Here is a 23,780-nt window from a genome sequence, read left to right as displayed (position 1 = left end):
GGCTTCGTTGATCGCCCTGTAGCGCGGGGCGTCAGCCCCGCGGCTTTTTCTTGGGTATGGCGGTTGTCCCGGGCCTGCCTGTTGACCGCTTTGCGGTCACGCATACAAAGGACGCCGTGCCCGTTTTCCTTCACTTACGCGCAGGCCTCCGCGCGCGAATAAATAACTTTCCCCCGCTTGATGGTCATCCCGCAGGTGTTCACCCCAAAATAATAGGGAATTTCCCGGTAGTCGGCCACTTCGAAGACGGCCAGGTCGGCGAGCTTGCCAACCTCCAGGGAACCCAGCTGCTTTTGCCGCCCCAGGGCATACGCCGCGTTGATCGTGGCCGCGGCGATGGCTTCCCCCGGGGTCATGCGCATCTGCGTGCACGCCAGCGAAAGAATCATGGGCATGCTCAGCGTCGGGCTGGTGCCGGGGTTGTAGTCCGTGGCCAGCGCCACGATCGCGCCCGCCTCGATCAGCTCCCGCGCCGGGCCGTAGTGCTCGAGGCCGAGGTGAAAGCAGCAGCCCGGTAGCAGGGTCGCCACGGTGTTCGATTTCGCCAGCGCGCGGATGTCCGCGCGGTTGATCTTTTCCAGGTGATCGCAGCTCGCCGCGTGCAGCTCCACCGCCAATTGTGTCGCGCCGGTACGCGCCAGTTGTTCCGCGTGCAGCCGCGGCGTCATCCCGCAGGCGCGCCCCGCCGTCAGCACTCGCCGCGCCTGCTTCACCGAAAACGCCCCGCGGTCGCAGAAGACGTCGCAGTATTCCGCCAGCCCCTCGCGCGCCACCTGCGGAATCAGCCGCGTCGCCAGCAGCTCCACATAGTCGTCGGCTCCGCGGGCCTTGCCCCGGTATTCCCGCGGAACGACGTGCGCCCCCAGAAACGTCGAGACGATCTCCAGCGGCTGCTCCTGCTGCAGTTCGCGGTGCAGGCCTAGAATCTTCAACTCGCTTGCGATATCGAGCCCGTAGCCGCTCTTCGCTTCCACGGTCGTCGTGCCGTACTCCGCGAATTTCACGAGCGCCGCGTGCGCCCGCTGTTTCAGCGCCTCGGCCGTCGCCGCGCGCAGCTTCTTCACCGAGTTCAGAATGCCGCCGCCCTTGCGCGCGATCTCTTCGTAGCTGGCCCCGGCGATCTTCAGTTCGTATTCTTCCGCCCGGCTCGCCGCATGGATCAGGTGCGTGTGCGAATCCACAAAGCCCGGCAGCGCCACCCGCCCGCCGAGATCCAGCTTTTCCGCGCCGCCCGCTTCCGGATGCGCTTCCACCTGCGCCCGCGCGCCCACCGCCGCGATCACGCCATCGCGCACCAGCACCGCCCCATCCTTCACGATGCCGAGGCTGGACAGCGCTTTGCCGCGCCGCGGCGCGCGCCCGCCGAGCGTCAGCAGCTGGGAAGCGCCGGTGATGAGCAGGGAATTGGCCAAAGTGTTTGCAGTATCCCCGAAACTGCCGCCCAGTCGTGTAGCGCGGGGCGCCAGCCCCGCGGCTGTTTCTTTCCGGAAATGCGGCGAACTTCGTAGGCGCAAGAGCCGCAAGGCTGCCGCCCTGCGCTACAACATCGGAACTTTCACGCCGTTCTTCTTGGCGAAGGAAATCGCATCGTCGTATCCGGCATCCACGTGGCGCACCACGCCCATCCCCGGATCGTTCGTCAGCACGCGCTCGATCCGCGCGGCCATCTCCTTCGTGCCGTCCGCCACGGTCACCTGTCCGGCGTGCAGCGAATAGCCGATGCCCACGCCGCCGCCGTTATGAATGGAAACCCACGACGCACCGCTCGCCGTATTGATCAGCGCATTCAGCAGCGGCCAATCGGCCACGGCGTCCGAGCCGTCGCGCATCGATTCCGTCTCGCGGAAGGGCGAAGCCACCGAGCCGCAGTCCAGGTGGTCGCGCCCGATCACGATCGGCGCCTTCAGCTCGCCCTTAGCCACCAGATCGTTCAATGCCAGGCCGAATTTGTCGCGCTCCCCGTAGCCCAGCCAGCAGATTCGCGACGGCAGCCCCTGGAACTTCACCCGCTTCTGCGCCAGCCGGATCCAGCGGCTGAGGTGCTCGTCCTTCGGAAACATCTGCAGCACCAGCTCGTCCGTGCGTGCGATGTCCGACGCCTCGCCGGACAGCGCCGCCCAGCGGAACGGTCCCTTGCCCTCGCAAAACAGCGGCCGGATATACGCCGGCACGAATCCCGGGAAGTCGTAGGCGTTCTTCACGCCCTGCTGAAAGGCAAACGTGCGGATGTTGTTGCCGTAATCGAACGTCACCGCGCCGAGCTTCTGCAGCTCCAGCATGCCCCGCACGTGCTGCGCGATCGCCGCCAGCGCGTGCTTCTTGTACTCCTGGGGGTCCTTCTTGCGCAGCGCCAGCGCTTCTTCCAGCGTCATGCCGTTAGGCACGTACCCGCCGATGGGATCGTGCGCGCTGGTCTGGTCGGTGAGCATGTCCGGCACCACGCCGCGCCGCGCCAGCTCCGGAATCACGTCCGCGCAGTTGCCCACCAGGCCGACCGACGTGGCCTCGCCCTTGCGCACCGCGTTCTTCAGGATGCGCAGCGCTTCGTCCAGACTGGTCACCATCACGTCGCAGTAGCCGGTCTTCAGCCGCTTCTTGATGCGCTCCGGGTCCACGTCAATACCCAGAAACGCCGCGCCGTTCATCGTGGCCGCCAGCGGCTGCGCTCCGCCCATCCCGCCCATGCCGCCGCTGACCAGCAGCTTGCCGCTCAGGTCCGTGCCGAAATGCTTCCGCGCCGCCGCCGCAAACGTCTCGAACGTCCCCTGCAGAATCCCCTGCGTGCCGATATAGATCCAGCTCCCCGCGGTCATCTGCCCGTACATCATCAGGCCCTGGCGGTCGAGCTCATTAAACGCGTCCCAGTTGCTCCAGTGGCCCACCAGGTTGGAATTGGCCAGCAGCACCCGCGGCGCGTATTCGTGGGTGCGGAAAACCGCCACCGGCTTGCCGGATTGCACCAGCAGCGTCTCGTCGTTTTCCAGCGCGCGCAGCGACTTCACAATCGCGTGGAAACACTCCCAATTGCGCGCCGCCTTGCCCGTTCCCCCGTAGACGATCAGCTCGTCCGGCTTCTCCGCTACTTCCGGGTCCAGGTTGTTCATCAGCATGCGCAGCGCCGCTTCCTGCGGCCAGCCCTTGCAGGAGATTTGCGTGCCGCGCGGCGCGCGAAGGGGGCCCGGCGCGGCCATCTTTTCGGTAGTCACTTCGCTCATCGGTATCCTCGGGAAGCGTACTTGCCAGCATCTTAGCGCAGGGGCTTGCGAATTGCATCCCGCCGCCGCACGCCCCGATTGCGCCCGCTGGCCCGCTTTAGTACAGTGGCGCTATAAGAGCTGTGCGATGACCTACGGCACGCTGCCTTCGCGCTTTCTCAATGCCGTGGATTCCATGCCGAATCCGCGCGCGCAACTCGTGCGCCGCGAGGCCCGCTGGGAGGCCACCTCCTCGGCGGAGTTCCTGCGCTGCGTCGCCGGTCTGTGCGCCGCGCTGGTCGAGCTGGGCGTGAAGCCCGGCGACCGCGTCGGCCTCTTCACTCCCAACCGCCCCGAATGGCACATCGCCGATTTCGCCATCACCGGGGCCGGCGGCGTCAACGTCCCCATCTACTTCAACGAATCCGCCGAGCGCATGACCTACATCCTCAACCATTCCGGCGCGAAGGTCGTCATCGTGGCCGGCGCCGCGCAAGTGCAGAAGCTTCTCGCCGTCCGCGCGCAGCTCCAGGAAGTCGAGCAGGTCATCGTCGCCGACGGCGGCGGGGAGCTCCCCGCGGAATGCCTGCGCTACGAAACGCTCATTGCCTCCGCCGGCGACCATGAGATCGCCGGCTACCGCTTGCACGCCTCGCAGGTCTTGCCCGGCCAGCTCGCTTCGCTCATCTACACCTCGGGCACCACCGGCGAGCCCAAGGGCGTCATGCTCTCGCACACCAATTTCTGCTCCAACGCCACCGATGCCTGCGTTGCCTTCGATCTCCAGGCCGGGGTGGATGTCGCGCTCTCCTTCCTCCCGCTCTCGCACGTTTTCGGCCGGCTCCTGGATTACGTCTATCTCTTTAACGGCGTCACCGTGGCCTATGTCGAGCAGATGGAAAACGTTCCGCAGGCCCTCGTGGAGGTACGGCCCACGGTGCTGGCCGCGGTGCCGCGCTTTTTCGAAAAAATCTATGCCCGGCTTATGGAGCAGGGCGGCCATGCGCGGGGAATCAAGCGCAACCTGTTCCGCTGGGCCATGCACGTCGCCAGCCACGCCGTGGCCTGGCGCACCGTGGGACGCGACCCCGGCCTGGGCGTGCGCCTGCAGTGGACGCTCGCCGACAAAATCGTCTACTCCAGGATCCGCGCCGCCACCGGCGGGCGCCTGCGCATCGCTTTTTCCGGCGGCGCCCCGCTTTCCAAGGATCTCGCGGAATTCTTCTGGTCCGTCGGCGTGCCCATCTACCAGGGCTACGGCCTCACGGAGACTTCGCCCATCGTTTCCAGCAACTATCCGGTGAACCGCATCGGCAGCTCCGGCAAGCTTATCCCGCATGTGCAGGTGCGCATCGCCGAGGACGGCGAAATCCTGGTCCACGGCCCCTGCGTCATGCAGGGCTACTACAAGGACGCGCAGGCCACGCGCGAAGTCCTCAGCGAAGACGGCTGGTTCGCCACCGGCGACATCGGCTTCCTCGACGCCGACGGCTACCTCTTCATCACCGACCGCAAGAAGGACCTGCTGAAGACCGCGGCCGGAAAATTCGTGGCCCCGCAGCCCATCGAGAACAAGCTGAAGACCAGCCCGTGCATCCTCAACGCCATGGTCGTGGGCGACCAGCGCAAATTCGTCGTGGCCCTGATCGTGCCCAATTTCCAATCCGTCGCCGCGCTGGCCCGCGAGCAGGGCAAATCCTTCGCCTCCGCCGCCGAATTGGTTGCCGACCCCTGGGTGCACACCCTCATCGAAACCGAGGTGCAGCGCCTTACCGCCAACCTCGCGCAGTACGAAACCATCAAGCGCTTCGCCCTGCTCCCCGAAGACTTCACCTTCCAGAACGGCGGCCTCACCTACACCATGAAGCTCAAGCGCCGCGTCGTCGAGCAGCAGTTCCGCGACGTCATCGACCGCCTCTACGCCGACGTCGCCGAGCCCCGCCCCATCTATCAGGAATAAAGAAGTTCAAAATTGAAAGTTGAATAGTTAAGAAGTTGCACCGCCCGATCGCTGCGCGCCCCCGCCCCCGCGCTCGCCGCGGCTCTCGCTTTTCTTCGACCGTTTCACCCTCATTTCTCACAAGTTCATCGGTAGGGGCACGGCACGCCGTGCCCGCTGCAGCACGAACACGATTGCCTGTTCTGCCGCTCCCGCCGCCAAGCCCTCCTCTTTTCTTCCCTCTGCGTCCTCTGCGTCTCTGCGTTATCCCGTCTTTCTCCCCAGAGTCACGCTGTAGGGGCCGGGCTTGCCCCGCCCGCTGCAGCACGAACACGATTGCCTGTTCTGCCGCTCCCGCCGCCAAGCCCTCCTCTTTTCTTCCCTCTGCGTCCTCTGCGTCTCTGCGTTATCTTTCTCTTCCCCCGCCCTTTCGCTGGCGCGCGCCCGAAGAGTACAATGCCCGTTGGAGCTTACCCATGGCAGATGAACTGGTTATCGCAGGCCGCGCTTTCAAATCCCGGCTGATTGTCGGCACCGGCAAATACCGCACCTTCCCGGAGATGGCCAAAGCCCACGCCGCTTCCGGCGCGGACATGGTCACCGTCGCTGTCCGCCGCGTCAACCTCACCGACAAATCCAAGGAATCCCTGCTCGACTACATCGACCGCGAAAAGATCTTCATTTTGCCCAACACCGCCGGCTGCTACACCGCCGACGAAGCCATCCGCACCGCGCGCCTCGGCCGCGAAGTCGGCCTCTCCAACTGGGTCAAGCTGGAGGTCATCGGCGACCAGCAAACCCTCTTCCCGGACACCGAGCAGCTCATCGAAGCCACCAGGGTCCTGGTCAAGGAAGGCTTCGTCGTCCTGCCCTACACCAACGATGACCTGATCGCCGCGCGCAAGCTCATTGACGCCGGCGCCGCCGCCGTCATGCCCCTCGCCGCGCCCATCGGCTCCGGCCTGGGCATCCAGAACGCCGCCAACCTGCGCATCCTCCGCGAGCGCATCACCGAAGTCCCCATGATCGTGGACGCCGGCGTGGGCACCGCCTCCGACGCCGCCATGGCCATGGAGCTGGGCGCCGACGCCATCCTCATGAACACCGCCATCGCCGAGGCCCAGGACGCCGTGCTCATGGCCGAAGCCATGCGCGACGCCACCAGCGCCGGCCGCAAAGCCTTCCTCGCCGGCCGCATGCCCAAGCGCCTCTACGCCACCGCCTCCAGCCCCCTCACCGGCCTCGTCCGCTAACCCGCCTTTCTCACAAGAGTCATGCTGTAGGGGCGGGGCTTGCTTGCCCCGGACAGCAGTCGGGGCCCCGCCCGCTGCAGCACGAACACAATTGCATGTTCCGGCGCACGCATCGCAATGTGGTTTATGTCCTGCCGGAAAAACCCATCGAATTTCTGTAGCCGCCCTCTTCAGAGGGCGGGCCTTCCCACCCCCATCTCTCTACTCCATGCTGACTTGCCGAAGTGCTATGCTTTCACCGTGCGCCGCCAGGAAGAAGGGAATATTCGGAGGAGTGAGCCACCCGCCCAATGAGTCTGCCCCAGGGACTACTCAACAATCGAGCGATATGTGCTCTGGTCTCGCTTCTCTGCTTAATTTCAAGTGTGCGCTCGTGGACTTCGATCGCCAGAGGTGTTCGACACCGAGAGAATCTCTTTAACATTGACACTCTCTTCTTTGCGTTCGCGATCTTTATCGCCGTTTCAATCGCGTATAGGTCTTCCTTCTGGGCAGATCGGGTGGTATTTGGCGCGCTTGCGAGTGTCGGCGCGCTGGTTGTGGTCCGTCACGTGTCTTTGACTCCCGCTGCAATGTTTGCGGTAGATGTGGCCAGCGCTTTCATGTGGACAATCGCCGGGTTTGTCAGCCTGATTGTTCTGGCTCGCGGCTTCAGGACCTCCACGCAGAAATAGTTCGGCGAACGCTCTAGCGGCGGCGCCTGTCGAACAATTCCGGAGCTGTGTCCCTCTCATAGAGCCATTCAAAAAAAGTTCTGCGCCGGGTGCTCCATGCGTCGGTTTTACGCGTGGGGACTTTATTCGCGGCTGGCGCACTCCTTGCCGCAGAAACCAGCGCTCACCCGTTCCCCCCTGCCAGTTCGAATAGACACCCCGGCTATCCCCCAGCAGACAAACCATTTATCAGTATCTAATTGACAACTAGTACCTCTGCTGCTATCATTCCCCGTGAATCGCGGCCCGCACCTCCGCCCGCTCCTCTCATTACCTCGTTATCTCCTTACTTCATTACTTCACCTCACGCTCTTCAGAAAACAGGAGCGTGTCGCAACTCTCCTGCAATCAATAAATTGCCCACTCTTTGCACTCTTCCAAAAACAGGAGCGCGCCGCAACCCTCCCGGAATCAAAAGCATGCGCACTCTTTGCAAAAACACCGGGGGTGTGGGGTCTTACTTTCAACTTTCAACTGTCAACTTTCAACTCCCTTGCAATCTGCAGTTCCAAAACAAACGACTTCATCTCTACTGGAATCTGCAGTTACAAGAAAACCAGGGGGGTGGGGGTCATTCTGTTAACCAGCTCACAGCGTGCGGAAAAAGAAGTGCCACGTCACGTTGACCAGCGTGTGCACCAGCGCCGAGGCGAAGATCGAACCGCTCTTGCGCCACGCCCAGCCGTAGCACAGGCCGGCAATCGCCGCCAGCAGCGCGTAGCGCCAGTTGGGGAAGCCGCTGTTGGTGATGTGCGCCAGGCCGAAGAGCAGCGCGGCCGTCCACCAGCCGGCGAATTCGCTCTTCGACGCGCGCGACAGCAGGTTCTGCAACAGGCCGCGGAAGAAAAACTCCTCGGGCCACGCGGTGAAGAAGAAAATCCCCAATGCCGTGATGGGAATCGTTCGCCACGCTTGAAGCTGCGGCTCGAAGCGGATGAAATGGATGGCCTGGCCGAGCGGCGCGGCGATCACCAGAAAGACCGCGAAGCTTCCGAGTATATAAAGTCCCCAGCCACGGCCCCAGCCGAGCGCATAGCCGGTGCCGTCCACGCGGCGCGCAAAGAGGAAGGCCGCCAGGGCGATGGTCAGGGCCAAAAGCACCGCCAGAATGTGTCCGGGCTGGCCGCTGGGAAGGGCCAGGAGTTCGCGCAGCGGCAGAAACTTCACCGCGGCCCACAGGCCCGCCAGTGTAAGGAAATCCTGCCAGGCGCCGGGCGCCGCGCCTTCGGCCGAGGCCGCGAGCAAGAGCGGCAAAAACACCAGCGCCGCGGCAATTCCGGCGGGGCGGAACGCGAGCACGCCGTTTTCGAGCGCGTACAGCAGATACGCGAGATATGCGGCCGCCCCGAGAAGGTAGCCCGTTCCGGAGCCGAACATTGCGCCGAGCCATTCGGAGACGCCGCGCGCCGCGGGGAAAAGCACCGCCGCCAGCAGGAACGCGAAGACCGTCAGCGTCGCGGCAAAACCGCGGCCGCCGTAGCCGTGCCACGAAGCGTAGAGCGCCACCCCCAGGCACACCCCCGCCCACAGGCCGAGACAGGCCAGGGTGGGAAGTTGCGCACCGGGTTGACGCGAGGGCGACAAAGTACGTTAGTGTATCGCACAGAACCAAGCTGGCATATGACCGGACAACTGACCGGACCCATCCAATCCCCGGCGCAGACCGCCGCGCAACGGCTTGCTTATATTGACTGGATGCGTCGGCCGCTTCGCGGCCGCACCTGGAAAAGTCAGCCGCGCATTGCTGGTACGTTGATGGAGCCGTGCCCCTAACCATGAGTCAAACACAGCAACGGCTTGCTTATATTGACTGGATGCGCGGCCTGGCCTGTGTGCTCATGTTTCAGACGCACGCCTACGATTCCTGGCTGAGCCCGGCCGCGCGCAAAACGACATTCTTTATGTGGTCGCAGTTGGGCGGCACGTTTCCCGCGCCGCTTTTCGTCTTTCTCGCCGGCGTATCCTTCGCGCTGGTGACGGAGCGCCTGCGCGCCAAGGGCGAGGCCCCGAACGCCATCGCCCGCACCACCATCCGGCGCGGCGCGGAGATTTTCGGCATGGGCCTGCTCTTCCGCGTGCAGGAATTTGCCCTGGGCTATCCCTCGGCGCCGTGGACCGATCTCCTACGCGTGGACGTCCTGAACATCCTCGGCCTCTCCATGATGCTGATGGGCGTGCTCTGCTGGCTGGTGGCCGCGGCGGCAGCGCCATCCGCCGCCGGTGCTGCGGCGAGCGTGCGCCTGCGCAACATTTTCGCCGCGCTGGCCGCGGCCGCGTTCGTGGCCCTGGTCACGCCGCCGCTGTGGACCACGCACCGCCCGCGCTGGCTCCCGTGGTTTCTGGAGTCCTACGTCAACGGCGTGCACATCTTCAAGGAGCCGCAGCCCTGGCTCTTCCCGCTCTTTCCCTGGGCGGCCTTCGCTTTCGCGGGTCTCGCCGCCGGCTTTCTGCTCTTTTCCGAGTACGCGCAGAAGAAACCAGCCGCCGTCGTCGCCGCTCTCGGCGGGGCCGGAATTCTCGCCGCTCTGCTTTCTATCTTTTTTGATCGCGCGCGGGTGCGCCTCTACGCCGTTTACGACTACTGGCACACCAGCCCCAACTTCTTTCTCATGCGCTGCGGCCTGCTGCTGGTAATTCTCTTTTTGGTTTACGCGTGGTGCCGCTGGGGCCTGGCCTTGAAGGGCTTCAGCCCGCTCGTGCAGCTCGGCAAGACTTCGTTGCTCGTCTACTGGGTGCACATCGAATTCGTGTACGGGGGCTTTTCGATCCTGCCCAAGGGGAAGTGTTCGGTGGCGCGGGCCAGCGCCGGCTTGCTGGTCATCTTTCTGGCCATGCTCGCGCTGTCGCTCGCGCGCACGGGCCTGAAAAAGGATCGCTTTAGGGCTTTCCTGGCGCGGCTGAAGAATTCGCGGGCTGCTGCGGGATCCGGATAATCACTTCGCCGGGGCGCGCCAGGCCCAGCTCGTCGCGGGCGATTTTTTCGATGAGTTGCGGGTCGCTCTTCAACGCCTTGACCTGCTCGGCAAGCTGCTGGTTCTCGTCGTTCAGCCGCTGCAGGTCCTTCTTCAGCGCGGCAATCTCTTTCTGGGTGCGCCGCATGGCCAGATAGCCGTGCGTGCCGAAGATGTTGTCCATCAGCAGCAGCACCATCAGCAGGCCCAGGATCGTGCGCCCGTGCCGCCGCAGGAAAGATGGCAGGTTGTCAGGGAGGGCCATGGCGCGCTAGTCCTTCAACAGCCAGCCGGCCGCATCGCGCGCCAGGCGCGCCGAGGCTTCCGCGCTGTCCGTTTCGGTGTACAGGCGCAGCAGGGGCTCCGTGCCGGACATGCGGCAGAGCATCCACGCGCCGTCGCCGAAGACGAATTTTGCGCCGTCGGTGCGGTCCGTGCTCGCGACTTTGCGCCCGGCCACGGTGCTGGCGTCCGCGCTGATCTTCGCCAGCGCGCGGCTCTTTTCTTCTTCGCTCAGGTGCAGATTCTGGCGCAGCGGCCAGAATTCGCGCCCCAACTTGCGGAACGCCGCGCGAATCTGCTCGCCGAGCGATGCGCCGCGCGCCGCAGTCATTTCCGCGACGAGCAGGCAAGCCAGGATGCCGTCCTTTTCGGGAATGTGCCCGCGGATGGAGAGCCCGGCGCTCTCTTCGCCGCCCAGGGCGATCTTGTCTTCGCGGATGAGCTGGCCAATGTACTTGAAACCCACGGGCGTCTGGTAAGTCTTCCGCCCGCGCGCCGCGGCGGCCGCATCAATCATCTGGGAGGTGGCTACGCTGCGCGCCGCGGCCAGGTTCCAGCCGCGGGTCTCGCAGACGTAGTCATAGAGAAGCGCGAGGATGTGATTGGGGGAAATCCAGGCGCCGTCGCGGTCCACGATGCCGAAGCGGTCGGCGTCGCCGTCGGTGGCCAGGCCCGCGGTGGCTCCGGCCTGGCGCACGGCCTGGCTCAGGGGCTCGAGAATCTCCTCGGAAACGTCCGGGCCTTTGCCGTCGAAGAGGACGTCGCGCTTGGTGTGGATGGCCTGCACGGGAATGCCGTGTGCGGCGAGCGCGCGGTCGAGGTAGCCGATGCCGCTGCCATGGCGCGGATCAACGACGAACTTCATGCCGGATTTGCGGATGACGTCGAAACGGACAAGCTCTCCCATGCGCTGGAGAAAAGGCTCGGCGAGGGAGATGATTTCCGCGGCGGGAGGCGCGGATTTGCCGTTGTGCCTGGCGCGGGCCACGCCGCCGGAGGCGACCAGTTTCGCGACGCGGGCCTCGATGTCCCTGGTGACTTCGGGAAGCGCGGGGCCGGCATCGGCGGAAGAGAATTTCAGGCCGTGGTATTCGGCGGGATTGTGGCTGGCGGTGAAGTTGATGGCGCCGTCGAGTTTGCGGCGCATGATTTCGAGGGCCACGGCGGGGGTGGGGGCAAAAGTGCTGGCGCGCAGGACGCGGATGCCGTGCTGCTGCAGCACTTCGACGGCGAGCTGCGTGAACTCTTCGGAGAAGAATCGCGTATCGCAGGCGACGAGCAGAGTGGGGTGCTTGGCACGGCTTCTGGCGTGCCCGGCGATGGCAGCGACGGCGAGGCGCACGCTGGCGAAGGTAAAATCGTCGGCGATGAGGCCGCGCCAGCCGGAGGTGCCGAACTTGATGGGGGTCGAGGGCTTCGCGGCCGCGTATCGTGAAGTACCCATGGCCGGGTATTCTAACGTGCTGCGGGGAAAGGCAAAAGCGCTGTTCGCGGGGCTGTGCCTTCCACCGCGAGACTTGTTCGTGGGACACGGAGGTGCGCGATGATCACCGGAGGACAGAAGCGTGTGGTGCTGGTGACGTGCGGATCGCTGCGGGAAGCGCGGCGGATTGCGCGCGGGGTGGTGGAGGCGCGCTTGGCGGCATGCGCGAATATCGTGAGCGCGCCGGTGGAATCGGTCTATCGCTGGAAAAGGAAGGTGGAGCGGGCACGCGAATTTCTGCTGATCATAAAGACGACGGCCAAGCGCCTGGGCGCCATGGAAAAGGAAGTGAAGCGGCTGCACAGCTACGAGGTGCCGGAATTCATCGCGCTGCCCATTGTGGCGGGTTCGCGCGAGTATCTGCACTGGCTAGGCGGGAGTATCACGCGATGAACGGGCACGGAGGTGGTGGGTTAGATCCTTTCCGACAGGAGTCGGAATCCACGATCGCCCAACCTCATTCTGGGTGACCGCAAAGCGGTCAACATCGGATGGGCACAGAACGACAGACTCCCCTTTTTTCGCCGGCGGCTAGATGTACAGCAGGGCCTGGTCGAGGTCGGCGATGAGGTCTGCGACGTCTTCGATGCCGACGGAGAGGCGGACGAGTCCTTCGGTGATGCCGATGTTCTTGCGAATCTCGGCGGGAATGGAAGCGTGGGTCATGGAGGCGGGGTGGGAGATGAGGGTCTCGACGCCACCAAGGCTTTCGGCGAGGGAGCAGAGTTTTACGTTGTTGAGCAGGGCGCGTGCGGCTTCGGCGGAGCCCAGTTCAAAGGAGAGCATGGCGCCGGGACCCTTCTGCTGTTTGCGGGCGAGTTCGTGCTGCGGGTGCGAGGGCAGTCCGGGGTAGTAGACCTTCTTGATTTTGGGGTGGGAGTCGAGGTGCTTGGCGACGGCGATACCGTTGGCATTGTGCTGGAGCATGCGCACGGCCAAGGTCTTGATGCCGCGGGAGACGAGGAAGCAATCCATGGGGGCGAGACCGGAGCCCGCGGAGCGCTGGATGAAGTAGATTTTCTCGGCATCGGCGGGGCGGGTGAGGACGACCGCGCCGCCGGTGGCGTCGCTGTGGCCGTTCAAGTACTTGGTCATGGAATGGACCACGATGTGCGCGCCGAGAGCCAGGGGATTCTGCAGGTAGGGGCTGAGGAAGGTGTTGTCCACGACCAGGGTGATGCCCCGGGCGTTGGCGAGAGCGGCGGTGGAGGCGATGTCGGAAAGAATGATGGTGGGGTTGGTGGGGGTCTCGAGGTAGATCATTTTGGTGTTGGGGCGCAGGGCCGCGGCCAGTTTGTCCTGCGAGGAAGTGTCCACGAAGCTGAATTCCAGGCCGAACTGCACGAGGAACTGCGTGGAAAGGCGATAGACGCCGCCATAGACGGCCTCGGAGACGACGATGTGGTCGCCGGGGCGGAGCAGGCGGAAGACGGCATCGATGCCGGCCATGCCGGAGGAGAAGACATAGGCGTTCTGGCCGCCTTCGAGCTTAGCCACGCAGCGCTCGAGGGCCTTGCGGTTGGGATGGTTGGTGCGGGCGTAGTCGTAGCCGGCGGTGTACTTGCCGAACTCCTGCAGCACGTAGGTGGAGGTCTGGTAGATCGGCGCGACGATCGCCCCGGTGGAGGGATCCGGCTCCTGACCGACGTGGATGGCATCTGTGGCAAAGCCCATGGTGTTCTCCTCGCGTTGCGACGCCAGAGGCGCGGCGCCGCGTTCTCGAATCCGCAAATGACGGAACGCCCGGGATGTACAGGCTGGCAAGCCCGCTCGACTTCCGGACCAGCAGAGTGTTGAGAAGTTACAAGAGCCGTCGCGGAGAGTCAATTGCAGGGAAAAAGGGGCCGTAGTCCGATTTGGCCCGTGCCGCGGCAAGAGGATGCTGTCCCAGAGCCGGCGCGACAAGAGATCGAAAGGGGCGATGCCCGCGGGCAAGCAGCCGGCGCGTTTCTGGGAGCATCCGAAAAGAGTATACGCGGCACTTGACCTGCATAGCCCGGCCGTGGAGGATGGAGTCCAGCAAATGAGACGGTCTTCTCTCTTTTACACGATCATGATTCTGGGAGTCTTGGCCCTGCCGGCCGGATCCGGACGTGCGCAAGACAAGAACCAGGCGGCGGGCAAGCCCAAAGCCCAAGCGCCCGCTGCGCTGAACCGCCTGACGATCGAAGTCACCGGCGGCGAGAAGAACGTTCCCGTGGAAAATGCCAGCGTGTACGTGAAGTTCGTCATCGAGCGCAAGCTCATCAAGGACAAGAAGTACGAGCTGAACGTCAAGACCAACCGCGAGGGCATCACGCACGTGCCCGATGCGCCGCTCGGGAAAGTTCTGATCCAGGTGATTGCGGAAGGCTGGAAGACTTACGGACGCTGGTACGAGATCACCGACCCGCAGCAGACCATTCAAATACACCTCGAAAAGCCACCGCGCTGGTACTGAGGCGCGGGCGGCAGAGAAAAAAGCCGCAGAGTTCAAGAGAGTAAGAGTCGAAGAGTGAAAGAGTTGAACGGTTGAACCGGGGAACCGTTGAAGAGAGCAAATCGTGCGGCAGTGTGCAGCGACTTTTTTTGCCCAGCGGAATGTTTTGTTCCGTTCCTGACCTTTTCACGATCCAACTGTCACGCGATGAAACTTTCTTGCTTGGGCATTGCCCTCTAATTGTGCAAACCGCATCAGGGTGTTGAGCCGCGTAGAGTTAGCGGGGAACGAGGCGTGCTTTTCCACATGGTTTTCAACACAAGTGTTGAAATTTACAGAAGAGAAAAATACGGACAGCGGGTTCGGCACACGGCTTGCACATGGGACGCTCCCTGCCATTTTTTGCTCGCGGTTTTTTTGACCCGCTCGAAACAGGGATGTTAGAGTACGCACAGAACCGCGTTGACCGTTTCGCGGTCACGCCTACATACAAATGACCGCTGAACACACTGAAGTGTACTTCTCGCGCTTCCAGATGCTGTGGGGCAATCTGTTGGCCCGGCCGCTTCGCTCCGTGCTGGCCATCACGGCAATTGCCATTCAGGTGATTCTGGTGCTGATGATCGCGGGGCTGACGTCGGGGGTGGTCTCCGAATGGGGCAAGCGCGTCGAAGGGGTGGGCGCCGACATCCTGGTGCAGCCACCCAACTCCTCTATTTTCTTCGCCCTCTCGAGCGCGGTGATGCAGGAATCGGTCGGGGACACGATCGCGGAGCTGCCCGGCGTGGATGAAGTGGCGCCGACGCTGATCCTAATGGATCAGAAGCAGTTCGCGGTGGTGTATGGGATCGACTACCGGCGGTTCAACGCCTTGAGCCAGGGATTCCTGTACCAGGAAGGGGGGCCGTTTGCGAGTGCGGACGAGGCGCTGGCCGACGATATCGTGGCGCAGACGAAGCATCTGAAGGTGGGGGATACGATCACGCTGCTGAATCACAACTTCCGGATTTCGGGAATTGTGACGCACGGGAAGGGGGCGCGGTTCTTCATCCCGTTGAGCACGGCGCAGGACATCGCCAGCGCGGAGAAAAAGGTGTCCATGTTCTACGTGCGCAGCAAGGGAGACACGGCGGGGACGCGGGCCGAGATCGTGAAGCTGCTGCCGAAGAACAGCATCCGCTCGACGACGGAGTACGTGACGCTGATGAATTCCTCGAAGCTGCCGGAGTTGAAACCATTTATCCGGACCATGGTGGGGCTGGGGCTGGTGATCAGCTTTCTGGTGGTGCTGCTGACGATGCACACCATGGTGCAGGAGCGCACGCGCGAGATCGGGATTCTGAAGGCGCTGGGTTTTTCGCGTTTCGACATTGTGCGGCTGCTGCTCACGGAGACGCTGGTGATCGCCGTGAGCGGGAGCGCGCTGGGCATCGTAATCACGTTTCTGGCGGAGGCGGTTCTGAAGCAGACCTCGCCGAGTCTGATGATCCTGATCTCCCCGGGCTGGGTTTTTTCTTCCATTGCCCTGGCGCTGCTGGGGGCATCCGCCGGAGCAGTCTATCCGGCGGTCCGGGCGGCGGGTTACGATCCGGTAGTGGCGCTGGCCTACGAATAGGCCTCGGGTTTTTGCGCGGCGGCGCGATTTTGAGGAGGGCGTCCAAGGCCAAGAGCGAGAGCGTCAAAAGAATTTTTAGCGGGTGGGGCAAATAAATGCTCCGCCCGCGGTTTTTTTTGGTAGGATTTTCGATTCTTTGGCGGCCAGGAGACCCGGTTATGACGCAGTCATCGGAGAAACACTACAAGGCCAAGATCGCGGGCCGGAGGGAGCTTTCCCCGAATCTGTGGGTGATGCGAGTGCACCCCGGGGGCCATTTCCATTACGTGGCGGGGCAGTACGCCACTCTGGGCGAAGAAAAGAACGGGAAACTGATCGAGCGGGCGTATTCGATCGCGTCTTCGCCGTATGAGCAGGATCTGGAGTTTTTCATCGAACTGGTGCGCGAGGGGACCCTGACGCCGCATCTCTACGACAAGAAGCCCGGGGAGACGCTGAGCATCCGGCGCATCGCCAAGGGCCGCTTCACGCTGGACCTGAAGAGCGGGCGGACGAACCACCTGCTGCTGGCGACGGTGACCGGGGTAGCGCCGTTTGTCAGCTACGTCCGGACGTTTCATCACGACTGGAAGAAGGGGAAGACGCCGGGCGACCACCAGTTTTACCTGCTGCAGGGAGCGAGCCACTCGAACGAATTCGGGTTCCGCGAGGAACTGGAGAGCATCGCTGCGGAAGTGCCGTGGCTGAAGTACGTGGCGACGGTGAGCCGGCCGTGGGAAGACCCCTCGTGGAAGGGGGAGACGGGGCGGGTGGACGACATCATCCGCAAGTACACCGACCAGTGGGGGCTGGATCCGGCAAAGACCAGCGCGTACCTGTGCGGGCATCCGAACATGGTGGACCACGGGCGGGGGATCCTGCAGCGCGCGGGGTGGAAGAAAGAGACGATCAGCGAGGAAGTGTACTTCATCCCGTCGACGGACGCGGCCGGGCATTGAGTCGGGCCGCGGGGCGGCGGGCCTCCAGCTCCGAGGAAAGGCCGTCGATGTTTTGAGCGACCGCGAAGCGGTCAACGGGCGGCCAGCGGGCACGCGATGTGCACCGATTCTTCCGGCGACTCGACGGCAATCCGCAGGGTGCCGGCGCGGGAGCGGATCTGGACACGCAGTCGGGCGTTTTTCCCTTTAAAAAATTCAGCAGCAGATTGTGATGACGAGGCGGAGGTGTGTTTACTCTCCGGCGCGAAGAAGCTTGACGAATTCGGCGGGGCGAACCTAGGCTAGAACTTGTTTGGGATCGGGGATCCGGGCACGCGGTGCGAGCGGGCATGGGGCTGGGTACGGCTTTGGCTGGAAAGGCGGCAGGCACGACATGAGTTCTCCTTGGCAGAGCCAGGCCGATATGAAGCGGCAGTGCGTGTATTGCGGAAAAATGGTGACCGGGCCGCGCCCGACGTGCCCGTATTGCCGCGAAGCACTGCCGGAACTCAAGAAAGTTGCGGCGCCGAGCGCGCCTGCGGGATCGGACGGGCGCCGGGAAGTGCGGCGGGGTCTGCTGTACATGCTGCTGGCCGCGGTGGTGCATTTCTTTGCCGGTGGTTATAGCGCACTGACGCTGCCGATTCCAATCAGCCCGGTGGTGTTCGAATACCTCACACCGTTGTTGTTTCTGGCCGGGCTGGGGTTTGCCCTATACGGATTGATCCTGCGGATGAAAAGTTGAAGCCGGGTAATGGTTGTTTTTGTCCTCGTTGAAGGCCCCGAAGTTACTCCACGCAAGAATGGAATAAGAAGGCCCGTGCGGCAATGCGGGTGAAGTGTCCTCAGCGGCGAAAGCCGCAGTCCTCCGATTGCGCCGGGATATATGCCGGTGGCCGCCACGGAAAAGAAAAACCGCCGGCTGCATGCCGGCGCTACGGGAGAGCTACGGTTGGCACTTGAAGAAGAGAGCGGCGAGGGGCGGTAAGGTGACGCGGAGGGAGAAGGGGTGGCCGTGACAGGGTTCGGAGGAAGCGGCGACGCCGCCGCGATTGCCGACGTTGGAACCGCCGTAGAGGGCGGAGTCGGTGTTGAGGATCTCCTGGTAGAAGCCGGGGTGGGGGACGCCGATGCCATAGGCATCGCGGACGACGGGAGTGCAATTGACGACGACGACCATGAAATCGCGGGGATTCTTGCCCAGGCGGAGGAAGGAGAAAACACTGTTATCGGCATCGTGGCAGTCGATCCATTGAAAGCCGTGCCAGTCGAATTCGACCTGATGGAGAGAGGGCTCAGAGGCGTAGAGGCGGTTGAGATCGGCGACGAGCTTCTGGACGCCGCGGTGGGAGTCGTACTGGAGGAAATGCCAGTCGAGGCTGGCAGCTTCGGTCCATTCGGGGCGCTGGCCGAATTCGCCGCCCATGTAGAGGAGCTTTTTGCCGGGGTGGGCGTACTGGTAGCCGTAGAGGAGGCGGAGGTTGGCGAACTGCTGCCACAAGTCGCCGGGCATTTTGTTGAGCAGGGAGCCTTTGCCGTGGACGACTTCATCGTGGGAGAAAGGCAGGATGAAGTTTTCGCTGAAGGCGTAGAGCATGGAGAAGGTGAGGTTGTTGTGTTCGTATTTGCGGTGGATGGGGTCGGCGGAAAAGTATTTGAGAGTGTCGTTCATCCAGCCCATGTTCCACTTGAGGCTGAAGCCGAGGCCGCCGAGATAAGTGGGGCGGGAAACGCCCGGCCAGGAGGTGGACTCCTCGGCGATGGTGAGGACGCCGGGGAAACGGGAGTGGGCGACTTCGTTGAGGTGCTTTAGAAAGGAGATGGCTTCGAGATTTTCGCGGCCGCCGAATTCGTTGGGGATCCATTCGCCTTCGCTGCGGGAGTAATCGAGATAGAGGATGGAGGCGACGGCATCCACGCGCAAGCCGTCGATGTGGTATTTGTCGAGCCAGAAGAGGGCGTTGGAGATGAGGTAGTTCTGCACCTCGTTGCGGCCGTAGTTGAAGATCAGGGTGCCCCAATCCGGGTGCGCGCCCTTGCGCGGGTCGGAGTGCTCGTAAAGATGGGAGCCGTCGAAGAAGGCGAGGCCGTGCTCGTCGCGGGGGAAATGGGCGGGAGTCCAGTCGAGGAGGACGCCGATGCCGGCGCAGTGGCAGCGGTCCACAAACTCCATGAAGTCGGCGGGGGAGCCGAAGCGGCTGGTGGCGGAGAAATAGCCGAGGGTCTGGTAACCCCAGGAACCGTCGTAGGGGTGTTCCATGACGGGAAGCAATTCGATGTGCGTGTAGCCCATCTCCTTGACGTAGGGGATGAGCTGGTCGGCGAGTTCGCGATAGGTGAGCCAGCGGTGTTCTTCGTGGGGGACGCGGCGCCAGGAACCGAGATGCACTTCGTAGATGGCGATGGGGGATTCGAACCAGTTCTTCTGCTCGCGCTGGCGCATCCAGCCGGCATCGGCCCAGGGGTGGATGTCCATGCGGGCGACGACGGAGCCGGTGTTGGGGCGGAGTTCGGAACGGAAGGCGTAGGGATCGGCTTTGAGGGGAAGCAATTCATCGGCGGGGGAGATGATTTCGAACTTGTAGATGGCGCCTTCGGCGAGGCCGGGAACGAAGAGCTCCCAGATGCCGGAGGAGCCGCGGGGGCGCATGGGATGGACGCGGCCGTCCCAGCGGTTGAAGTCGCCGACGACGCTGACGCGGCGGGCGCTGGGAGCCCAGACGGCGAAGTGCACGCCGGAAACGCCGGCGAGGGTGTGCAGGTGCGCGCCGAGTTTTTCGTAAGTGTCGTAGTGGCGGCCTTCGCCCATGAGGTGCAGGTCGAGGTCCGAGAGGAGAAAGGGAAAGGCGTAAGCGTCATGGAGTTCGAAGCGTTCGCCGAAGTTGGCGCGGTAGAGGATGCGGTAGCCGGCGGGTTGCAGGGCGCCCTGCGGCGGGCCGGTGACGAGGGCTTCGAAGAAGCCTTCGGGGCGGAGGCGGCGGGCTTGGACGGCGCGCGCTGTGCCTTCCACGAGGACGCTGGCTTCCTCGGCCCAGGGGAGGAAGAAGCGCACGGACCAGACGCGGTCGCCGGGAGCTGTTGCAGGGTGCGGGCCGAGCAGGGCAAAGGGATCGGAGTTGCGGCCGAGGAGCAGGGCGTCGATCTGAGCGTCGAGCGGTGATTTTCTGTGCGGCGCAGGTGTGCCGGGCTGGCGTTCCATTGGCGCTGGTGTGCGTGGCTCCGGCACTGGGGGTGACTCCGGGACGAAGATGGACGCGGCGTGCTGCGGGCCCTGCCGCCTCCAGCAATCAATTCTAGGGTGTTGCGGGGGAATTGCCAAACGTTCCGGTGCGAGGGTGTGCGGAGAAAGGGGTAGCAGGAGGGGAGAGCGGTGGCGAAGGCAAAGTGTGGGAAACGGGCGGCGGGTGATGTATAGTGCGCGCACAAAATTGACCGGGGGGAGTCCTGGCCATGTTCTGTCCGAAGTGCGGAGCGAAGGCGGATGGGGGAACGCGATTCTGCCAGTCGTGCGGCGGGCCGCTGGATGCGGGGGCGCAGACGAGTCCGGCAGGGAGCGGGAGTGCGCCGGCTGCTGCGGGCAGCGCTACAGGGGGCGCACCAGGGGGTGCGCCGGGCGCGGCGAAGGGGAGCGGCTGCGGCAAGGTTGCGCTGGTGCTGGCCGGGATCTTCGTGTTCCTGCTGGTGGCGGTGATTGGCGGCCTGGTCTATGTGGGGTACCGGGCGAAGAAGAAGGCGGACGAGATCAAGCAGGCCTACAAGTCGAACGACATCGGGAAGATGGCGGAGGCGCTGGGGGGGAAAGCACCGGCGGGGGGCGAGTCGAAGAAGCTGAAGGAGGCGTTTCCGGAGTTCAAGGAGTGGCCGGGCGCGGCAGGAGTGCCAGCGGGCGGTGCGCTTTCCGGGGCTGCGGGGAATGGCGGTGCCGGGGCGGGGACAGAGCTGGTACCGCTGCGCAAAGGGCTGACGGTGGTCACCGCGGTAGCGCAGTATGCCGGCGACTACGAGTCGATCAAGGAAATCGTGAGCGTGACGAACGACAGCGTGACCCTGAAGTATTCGGCGGACAACGTTCCGGAACCGGAGAACCCGTTCGCGAAGGAGGAGTCCGCCGGCGGGGCCAAGCCGAAGCCCGGAAACCAGCCGGTGCACGCGTCACGGCGGATCCTGCGCGAGGATCTGCAGAATGCGCGGGAGTATCAGCAGAATTTCGGGGAACGCATGCCGGAAACGCTGCCGGGCTCGACAGCGATCGGGGTTTCGGCGGCGGTACTGAATGACCTGAAGACCAAGGGAGAGACGGCGTTCCGCTACCAGCAGGGAGGGTTGATGGGAGCGCTGGGCGGTCTGCTGAACGGGATCGGCGCGATGACGGACGGCATGGGAGGCAACGCGAAGGACAAGGAGGAGATGGCCAAGTCGAAGGCCGAGATGGAGAAACTGTCGAAAGCGAGCTGCCAATTGAAACGCGTGGGGGATAAGGACGCGGCGTTTCCGGTGCTGCTGAACAACGAACCGGTGGAGCTGCCGGCGGTGCGGGCGACGTGCACCTCGGATGACGATACGAAGGCCGATTTCTATTTCCTGGATGATCCGGATAATCCCTTGTCGCTGGCCTGGAAGCTGGGAGACACGGACCGGCTGCAGGTGGTGAACATCCGGTATGCCCCCGCGGAAAAGAATGAGGGGAACGGGTCGACGGAGGCTCAGCAGATGGAGGAGAAGCTGGCCAAGAAGGAAAACGTCAAGGTCTACGGCATCTACTTTGACTTCGCGAGCGCAAAGATCCGGCCGCAATCGAAGCCGACGCTGGATGAAATCGCGGAAGTGATGAAGGCGCATCCGGACTGGGTGCTGCGCGTGGAAGGGCACACGGACAACGTGGGCGGAGACGCGTTCAACCAGGGACTGTCGGAGCAGCGTGCGGCGGCGGTGAAGAAAACGCTGGTGGAGGATTACCACATTCCAGCCAACAACCTGACGACGGCGGGCTACGGAGCCTCGCGGCCTGCCGACACGAACGAGACGATGGAGGGGCGCGCGCGGAACCGGAGGGTGGAGCTGGCGCGGCAGTAGGTGTGGAATCAACGGTGATGGCAAGGCCCGGGAGGCCGGGAGCCGGAGAAGGCTCCCGGCTTTTTGCGTGACGGATGTAGAATGCGAAACGCGGGTGAAAAGACAGAGGAGAAACATGCGTAACTCTCGCAGGCTGATTGTTTTTCTGTGCTTGGCGGCGGGGATGGCGGTGATACCGATGGCGAAAGGGCAGGACCGGGAGCAGGGGCGGTCGATGGTGATCTCGCGCGACGGGATCGTGGCGGCGGAATCGCCGCTGGCGGCGCAGGCCGGGGCGCGGATGCTGGAGCGCGGGGGGAACGCGGCGGATGCGGCGATCGCGGCGAACGCCATGATGGGCGTGGTGGCGCCGATGATGAACGGGATCGGCGGGGATCTGTTCGTCATTTACTATGAGGCGAAGAGCGGGAAGCTCTATGGATTGAACGCCAGCGGGTGGGCGCCGAAGGGGCTGAGCATCGAATTTCTGCGCCAGCAGGGATTTACGGAGATGCCGCAGTTCGGGGTGCAGGCGATCACGGTGCCGGGCGTGGTGGATGGCTGGCAGAAACTGGCGGAGCGGTTTGGGCGGAAGAAGCTGGGGGAGGACCTGGGGCCGGCGGTGCGCACGGCGCAGGAGGGTTTCCCGGTGACGGAGCTGACTGCCGGCTTCTGGGGTGAGTCTATTGAACTTCTGCAGAAGAACGAAGCCGCCGCGGCCACCTATCTGATGCAGGGGCGCGCGCCGCGCATCGGCGAAGTATTCCGCAATCCGGATCTGGCGTGGTCGCTGCAGCAGATTGGGGAGCAGGGGCGCGACGCATTCTACAAGGGAGCGATTGCGAAAAAAATTCTGGCGATGATGAAGAGCCACGGCGGGACGATGACCGCCGAGGACCTGGCGGAGTATTCGAGCGAATGGGTGGAGCCGATCGCCACGACGTACCGCGGGTGGACGGTGTACGAGCTTCCGCCGAACGGGCAGGGGCTGGCGGCGCTGGAGATGCTCAACATTATGGAGACGTTTCCGCTAGGGGAGTACGGGTTCGGCTCGGCGAAGGCGCTGCACGCGATGATCGAGGCGAAGAAGCTGGCATACGCGGATCTGGCGCGGTACATCGGGGAGCCGCGGGGACAGAAGCTGCCGGTGGGGACACTGCTGTCGAAGGAGTGGGCGGCGGAGCGGGCGAAACGGATCGATGCGGAGCACGCCAATTGTAATGTGGGGGCGGGAGAGATTCGCGGGGGAAGCGAGACGACGTACCTGAGCGTGGTGGACCGCGAGGGGAACATGGTGTCGCTGATCCAGAGCAACTATGAACATTTCGGATCGGGGATGGTGGCGCCGGGGACGGGATTTGCGCTGCAAGACCGCGGGGCGCTGTTCAACCTGGAGGCGGGGACGCCCAATGCGCTGGCGGGGCGGAAGCGGCCGCTGCACACGATCATTCCGGCGTTCGCGGAAAAAGGCGAGACGCGGATCGCGTTCGGGATCATGGGCGGGTGGAACCAATCGCAAGCGCACGCGCAGTTCGTGGCCAACGTGGTGGATTTCAAGATGAACATACAGGCGGCGCTGGAAGCGCCGAGATTCAGCAAGCACACCTTCGCGGGCTGCGATGTGGCGATGGAGAACCGCATTGCGGAGAAGGAGCGGACGGCGCTGGCGGCCAAGGGGCACCAGATCGAACTGCGCGGAGCGTTTGCCGGGAGCGTGGTGGGGGGAGGACAGGCGGTGCTGCGGGATTTTGCGGCGGGGGTGAACTATGGGGCGTCGGACCCACGCAAGGATGGAGCTGCGGTGGCGGAGCTTCCTGCGGAGTAGGAACCGGGGCCGGGATGGCCCGGGAGAGGGCAAATGGTTTCTCGTAGTATGCAGGTAGGAAGCACTGTTCCGTTGCCCGGGCGGTTGAGAATCCTGCGTGTATCTCTAAACTGTTTTGAATAAAGCAGATAATTGCG

Annotated in this window: 17 protein-coding genes; 10 read left to right on the top strand and 7 right to left on the bottom strand. The window is 63.8% G+C overall.

Features of this window, described 5'->3' with window-relative positions; all coding sequences use genetic code 11:
- Nucleotides 1-134: 134 nt before the first annotated feature.
- Together hutI and hutU are read right to left on the bottom strand one after the other, a co-directional pair.
- Entirely contained in the window at nt 135-1,412 is a 1,278-nt protein-coding gene (hutI, locus tag LAN61_15360) for an imidazolonepropionase (GenBank protein MBZ5541894.1), read from the bottom strand.
- A 126-nt stretch (nt 1,413-1,538) separates the two neighbouring features.
- Nucleotides 1,539-3,191 carry a urocanate hydratase gene (gene hutU / locus LAN61_15355; protein MBZ5541893.1) on the bottom strand — a complete coding sequence of 551 codons (1,653 nt, stop codon included), beginning with the start codon at nt 3,189-3,191 and terminating at the stop codon, nt 1,539-1,541.
- 151 nt (nt 3,192-3,342) lie between these two features.
- Here hutU and LAN61_15350 point away from each other — a divergent pair, with 151 nt between their 5' ends.
- Together LAN61_15350 and LAN61_15345 are read left to right on the top strand one after the other, a co-directional pair.
- Nucleotides 3,343-5,154, top strand: a complete 1,812-nt coding sequence (locus LAN61_15350; GenBank protein ID MBZ5541892.1) for a long-chain fatty acid--CoA ligase — start codon at nt 3,343-3,345, stop codon at nt 5,152-5,154.
- 455 nt (nt 5,155-5,609) lie between these two features.
- Nucleotides 5,610-6,386: a thiazole synthase gene (locus LAN61_15345; protein MBZ5541891.1), complete on the top strand. Its 777-nt coding sequence runs from the start codon at nt 5,610-5,612 to the stop codon at nt 6,384-6,386.
- A gap of 1,301 nt (nt 6,387-7,687) precedes the next feature.
- Here the strand turns inward: LAN61_15345 and LAN61_15340 are convergent.
- Nucleotides 7,688-8,683 (bottom strand): CPBP family intramembrane metalloprotease, encoded by a 996-nt coding sequence (locus LAN61_15340; GenBank protein ID MBZ5541890.1) that lies wholly within the window; start codon nt 8,681-8,683, stop codon nt 7,688-7,690.
- Nucleotides 8,684-8,874: 191 nt separating this feature from the next.
- On the opposite strand from LAN61_15340, the gene LAN61_15335 reads away from it, so the two are divergent.
- On the top strand, nt 8,875-10,032 hold the full coding sequence (locus LAN61_15335; protein ID MBZ5541889.1) for a heparan-alpha-glucosaminide N-acetyltransferase domain-containing protein: 1,158 nt from the start codon (nt 8,875-8,877) through the stop codon (nt 10,030-10,032).
- On the opposite strand, the gene LAN61_15330 is transcribed toward LAN61_15335, so the two are convergent.
- Both LAN61_15330 and LAN61_15325 read right to left on the bottom strand, forming a co-directional pair.
- Nucleotides 9,977-10,315, bottom strand: coding sequence for a septum formation initiator family protein (locus LAN61_15330; protein MBZ5541888.1), 339 nt, complete (start codon nt 10,313-10,315; stop codon nt 9,977-9,979). The two genes, LAN61_15335 and LAN61_15330, sit on opposite strands and share 56 nt — an antisense overlap.
- 6 nt (nt 10,316-10,321) lie before the next feature.
- Nucleotides 10,322-11,776, bottom strand: a complete 1,455-nt coding sequence (locus LAN61_15325; protein MBZ5541887.1) for a phosphoglucomutase/phosphomannomutase family protein — start codon at nt 11,774-11,776, stop codon at nt 10,322-10,324.
- A 99-nt stretch (nt 11,777-11,875) separates the two neighbouring features.
- Between LAN61_15325 and LAN61_15320 the strand changes: the two genes are divergently transcribed.
- Nucleotides 11,876-12,208 (top strand): divalent-cation tolerance protein CutA, encoded by a 333-nt coding sequence (locus LAN61_15320; protein ID MBZ5541886.1) that lies wholly within the window; start codon nt 11,876-11,878, stop codon nt 12,206-12,208.
- Nucleotides 12,209-12,346: 138 nt separating this feature from the next.
- On the opposite strand, the gene LAN61_15315 is transcribed toward LAN61_15320, so the two are convergent.
- Nucleotides 12,347-13,489 carry a PLP-dependent aspartate aminotransferase family protein gene (locus tag LAN61_15315; GenBank protein MBZ5541885.1) on the bottom strand — a complete coding sequence of 381 codons (1,143 nt, stop codon included), beginning with the start codon at nt 13,487-13,489 and terminating at the stop codon, nt 12,347-12,349.
- Between the two features lie 349 nt (nt 13,490-13,838).
- Here LAN61_15315 and LAN61_15310 point away from each other — a divergent pair, with 349 nt between their 5' ends.
- The 4 genes from LAN61_15310 (at nt 13,839) to LAN61_15295 (ending at nt 17,511) form a co-directional block, all read left to right on the top strand.
- Complete coding sequence (locus tag LAN61_15310; protein MBZ5541884.1) at nt 13,839-14,255, top strand: hypothetical protein; 417 nt, start codon at nt 13,839-13,841, stop codon at nt 14,253-14,255.
- A gap of 472 nt (nt 14,256-14,727) precedes the next feature.
- Nucleotides 14,728-15,849, top strand: a complete 1,122-nt coding sequence (locus tag LAN61_15305) for an ABC transporter permease (GenBank protein ID MBZ5541883.1) — start codon at nt 14,728-14,730, stop codon at nt 15,847-15,849.
- Between the two features lie 158 nt (nt 15,850-16,007).
- Entirely contained in the window at nt 16,008-16,787 is a 780-nt protein-coding gene (locus tag LAN61_15300; GenBank protein MBZ5541882.1) for a ferredoxin--NADP reductase, read from the top strand.
- Between the two features lie 373 nt (nt 16,788-17,160).
- Nucleotides 17,161-17,511: a hypothetical protein gene (locus LAN61_15295; GenBank protein ID MBZ5541881.1), complete on the top strand. Its 351-nt coding sequence runs from the start codon at nt 17,161-17,163 to the stop codon at nt 17,509-17,511.
- Between the two features lie 201 nt (nt 17,512-17,712).
- Here LAN61_15295 and glgB read toward each other — a convergent pair whose 3' ends face one another.
- Nucleotides 17,713-19,965, bottom strand: coding sequence for a 1,4-alpha-glucan branching protein GlgB (gene glgB, locus LAN61_15290; GenBank protein ID MBZ5541880.1), 2,253 nt, complete (start codon nt 19,963-19,965; stop codon nt 17,713-17,715).
- Between the two features lie 251 nt (nt 19,966-20,216).
- Here glgB and LAN61_15285 point away from each other — a divergent pair, with 251 nt between their 5' ends.
- Both LAN61_15285 and ggt read left to right on the top strand, forming a co-directional pair.
- A complete protein-coding gene (locus LAN61_15285; GenBank protein MBZ5541879.1) occupies nt 20,217-21,839 on the top strand; it encodes an OmpA family protein in 1,623 nt (540 codons plus the stop codon).
- A gap of 115 nt (nt 21,840-21,954) precedes the next feature.
- Nucleotides 21,955-23,643, top strand: coding sequence for a gamma-glutamyltransferase (gene ggt / locus LAN61_15280; protein ID MBZ5541878.1), 1,689 nt, complete (start codon nt 21,955-21,957; stop codon nt 23,641-23,643).
- The last annotated feature ends 137 nt before the right edge of the window (nt 23,644-23,780 follow it).

Source organism: Terriglobia bacterium (assembly GCA_020072785.1).
Taxonomy (GTDB): domain Bacteria; phylum Acidobacteriota; class Terriglobia; order Acidiferrales; family UBA7541; genus Acidiferrum.
Note: the sequence above shows the minus strand (reverse complement) of the source record. Positions and strands in the feature narration are given on the sequence as shown.

Bases quoted from the DNA above. Each gene is read 5' to 3' on its own strand.
- LAN61_15305 (MBZ5541883.1), top strand. From the start codon at position 14,728: ATGACCGCTGAACACACTGAAGTGTACTTCTCGCGCTTCCAGATGCTG.
- LAN61_15285 (MBZ5541879.1), top strand. From the start codon at position 20,217: ATGTTCTGTCCGAAGTGCGGAGCGAAGGCGGATGGGGGAACGCGATTC.
- LAN61_15320 (MBZ5541886.1), top strand. From the start codon at position 11,876: ATGATCACCGGAGGACAGAAGCGTGTGGTGCTGGTGACGTGCGGATCG.
- LAN61_15295 (MBZ5541881.1), top strand. From the start codon at position 17,161: ATGAGTTCTCCTTGGCAGAGCCAGGCCGATATGAAGCGGCAGTGCGTG.
- LAN61_15335 (MBZ5541889.1), top strand. From the start codon at position 8,875: ATGAGTCAAACACAGCAACGGCTTGCTTATATTGACTGGATGCGCGGC.
- LAN61_15310 (MBZ5541884.1), top strand. From the start codon at position 13,839: ATGAGACGGTCTTCTCTCTTTTACACGATCATGATTCTGGGAGTCTTG.
- LAN61_15300 (MBZ5541882.1), top strand. From the start codon at position 16,008: ATGACGCAGTCATCGGAGAAACACTACAAGGCCAAGATCGCGGGCCGG.
- hutU (MBZ5541893.1), bottom strand. From the start codon at position 3,191: ATGGCCGCGCCGGGCCCCCTTCGCGCGCCGCGCGGCACGCAAATCTCC.
- LAN61_15345 (MBZ5541891.1), top strand. From the start codon at position 5,610: ATGGCAGATGAACTGGTTATCGCAGGCCGCGCTTTCAAATCCCGGCTG.
- LAN61_15330 (MBZ5541888.1), bottom strand. From the start codon at position 10,315: ATGGCCCTCCCTGACAACCTGCCATCTTTCCTGCGGCGGCACGGGCGC.
- glgB (MBZ5541880.1), bottom strand. From the start codon at position 19,965: ATGGAACGCCAGCCCGGCACACCTGCGCCGCACAGAAAATCACCGCTC.
- LAN61_15350 (MBZ5541892.1), top strand. From the start codon at position 3,343: ATGACCTACGGCACGCTGCCTTCGCGCTTTCTCAATGCCGTGGATTCC.
- LAN61_15325 (MBZ5541887.1), bottom strand. From the start codon at position 11,776: ATGGGTACTTCACGATACGCGGCCGCGAAGCCCTCGACCCCCATCAAG.
- ggt (MBZ5541878.1), top strand. From the start codon at position 21,955: ATGCGTAACTCTCGCAGGCTGATTGTTTTTCTGTGCTTGGCGGCGGGG.
- LAN61_15315 (MBZ5541885.1), bottom strand. From the start codon at position 13,489: ATGGGCTTTGCCACAGATGCCATCCACGTCGGTCAGGAGCCGGATCCC.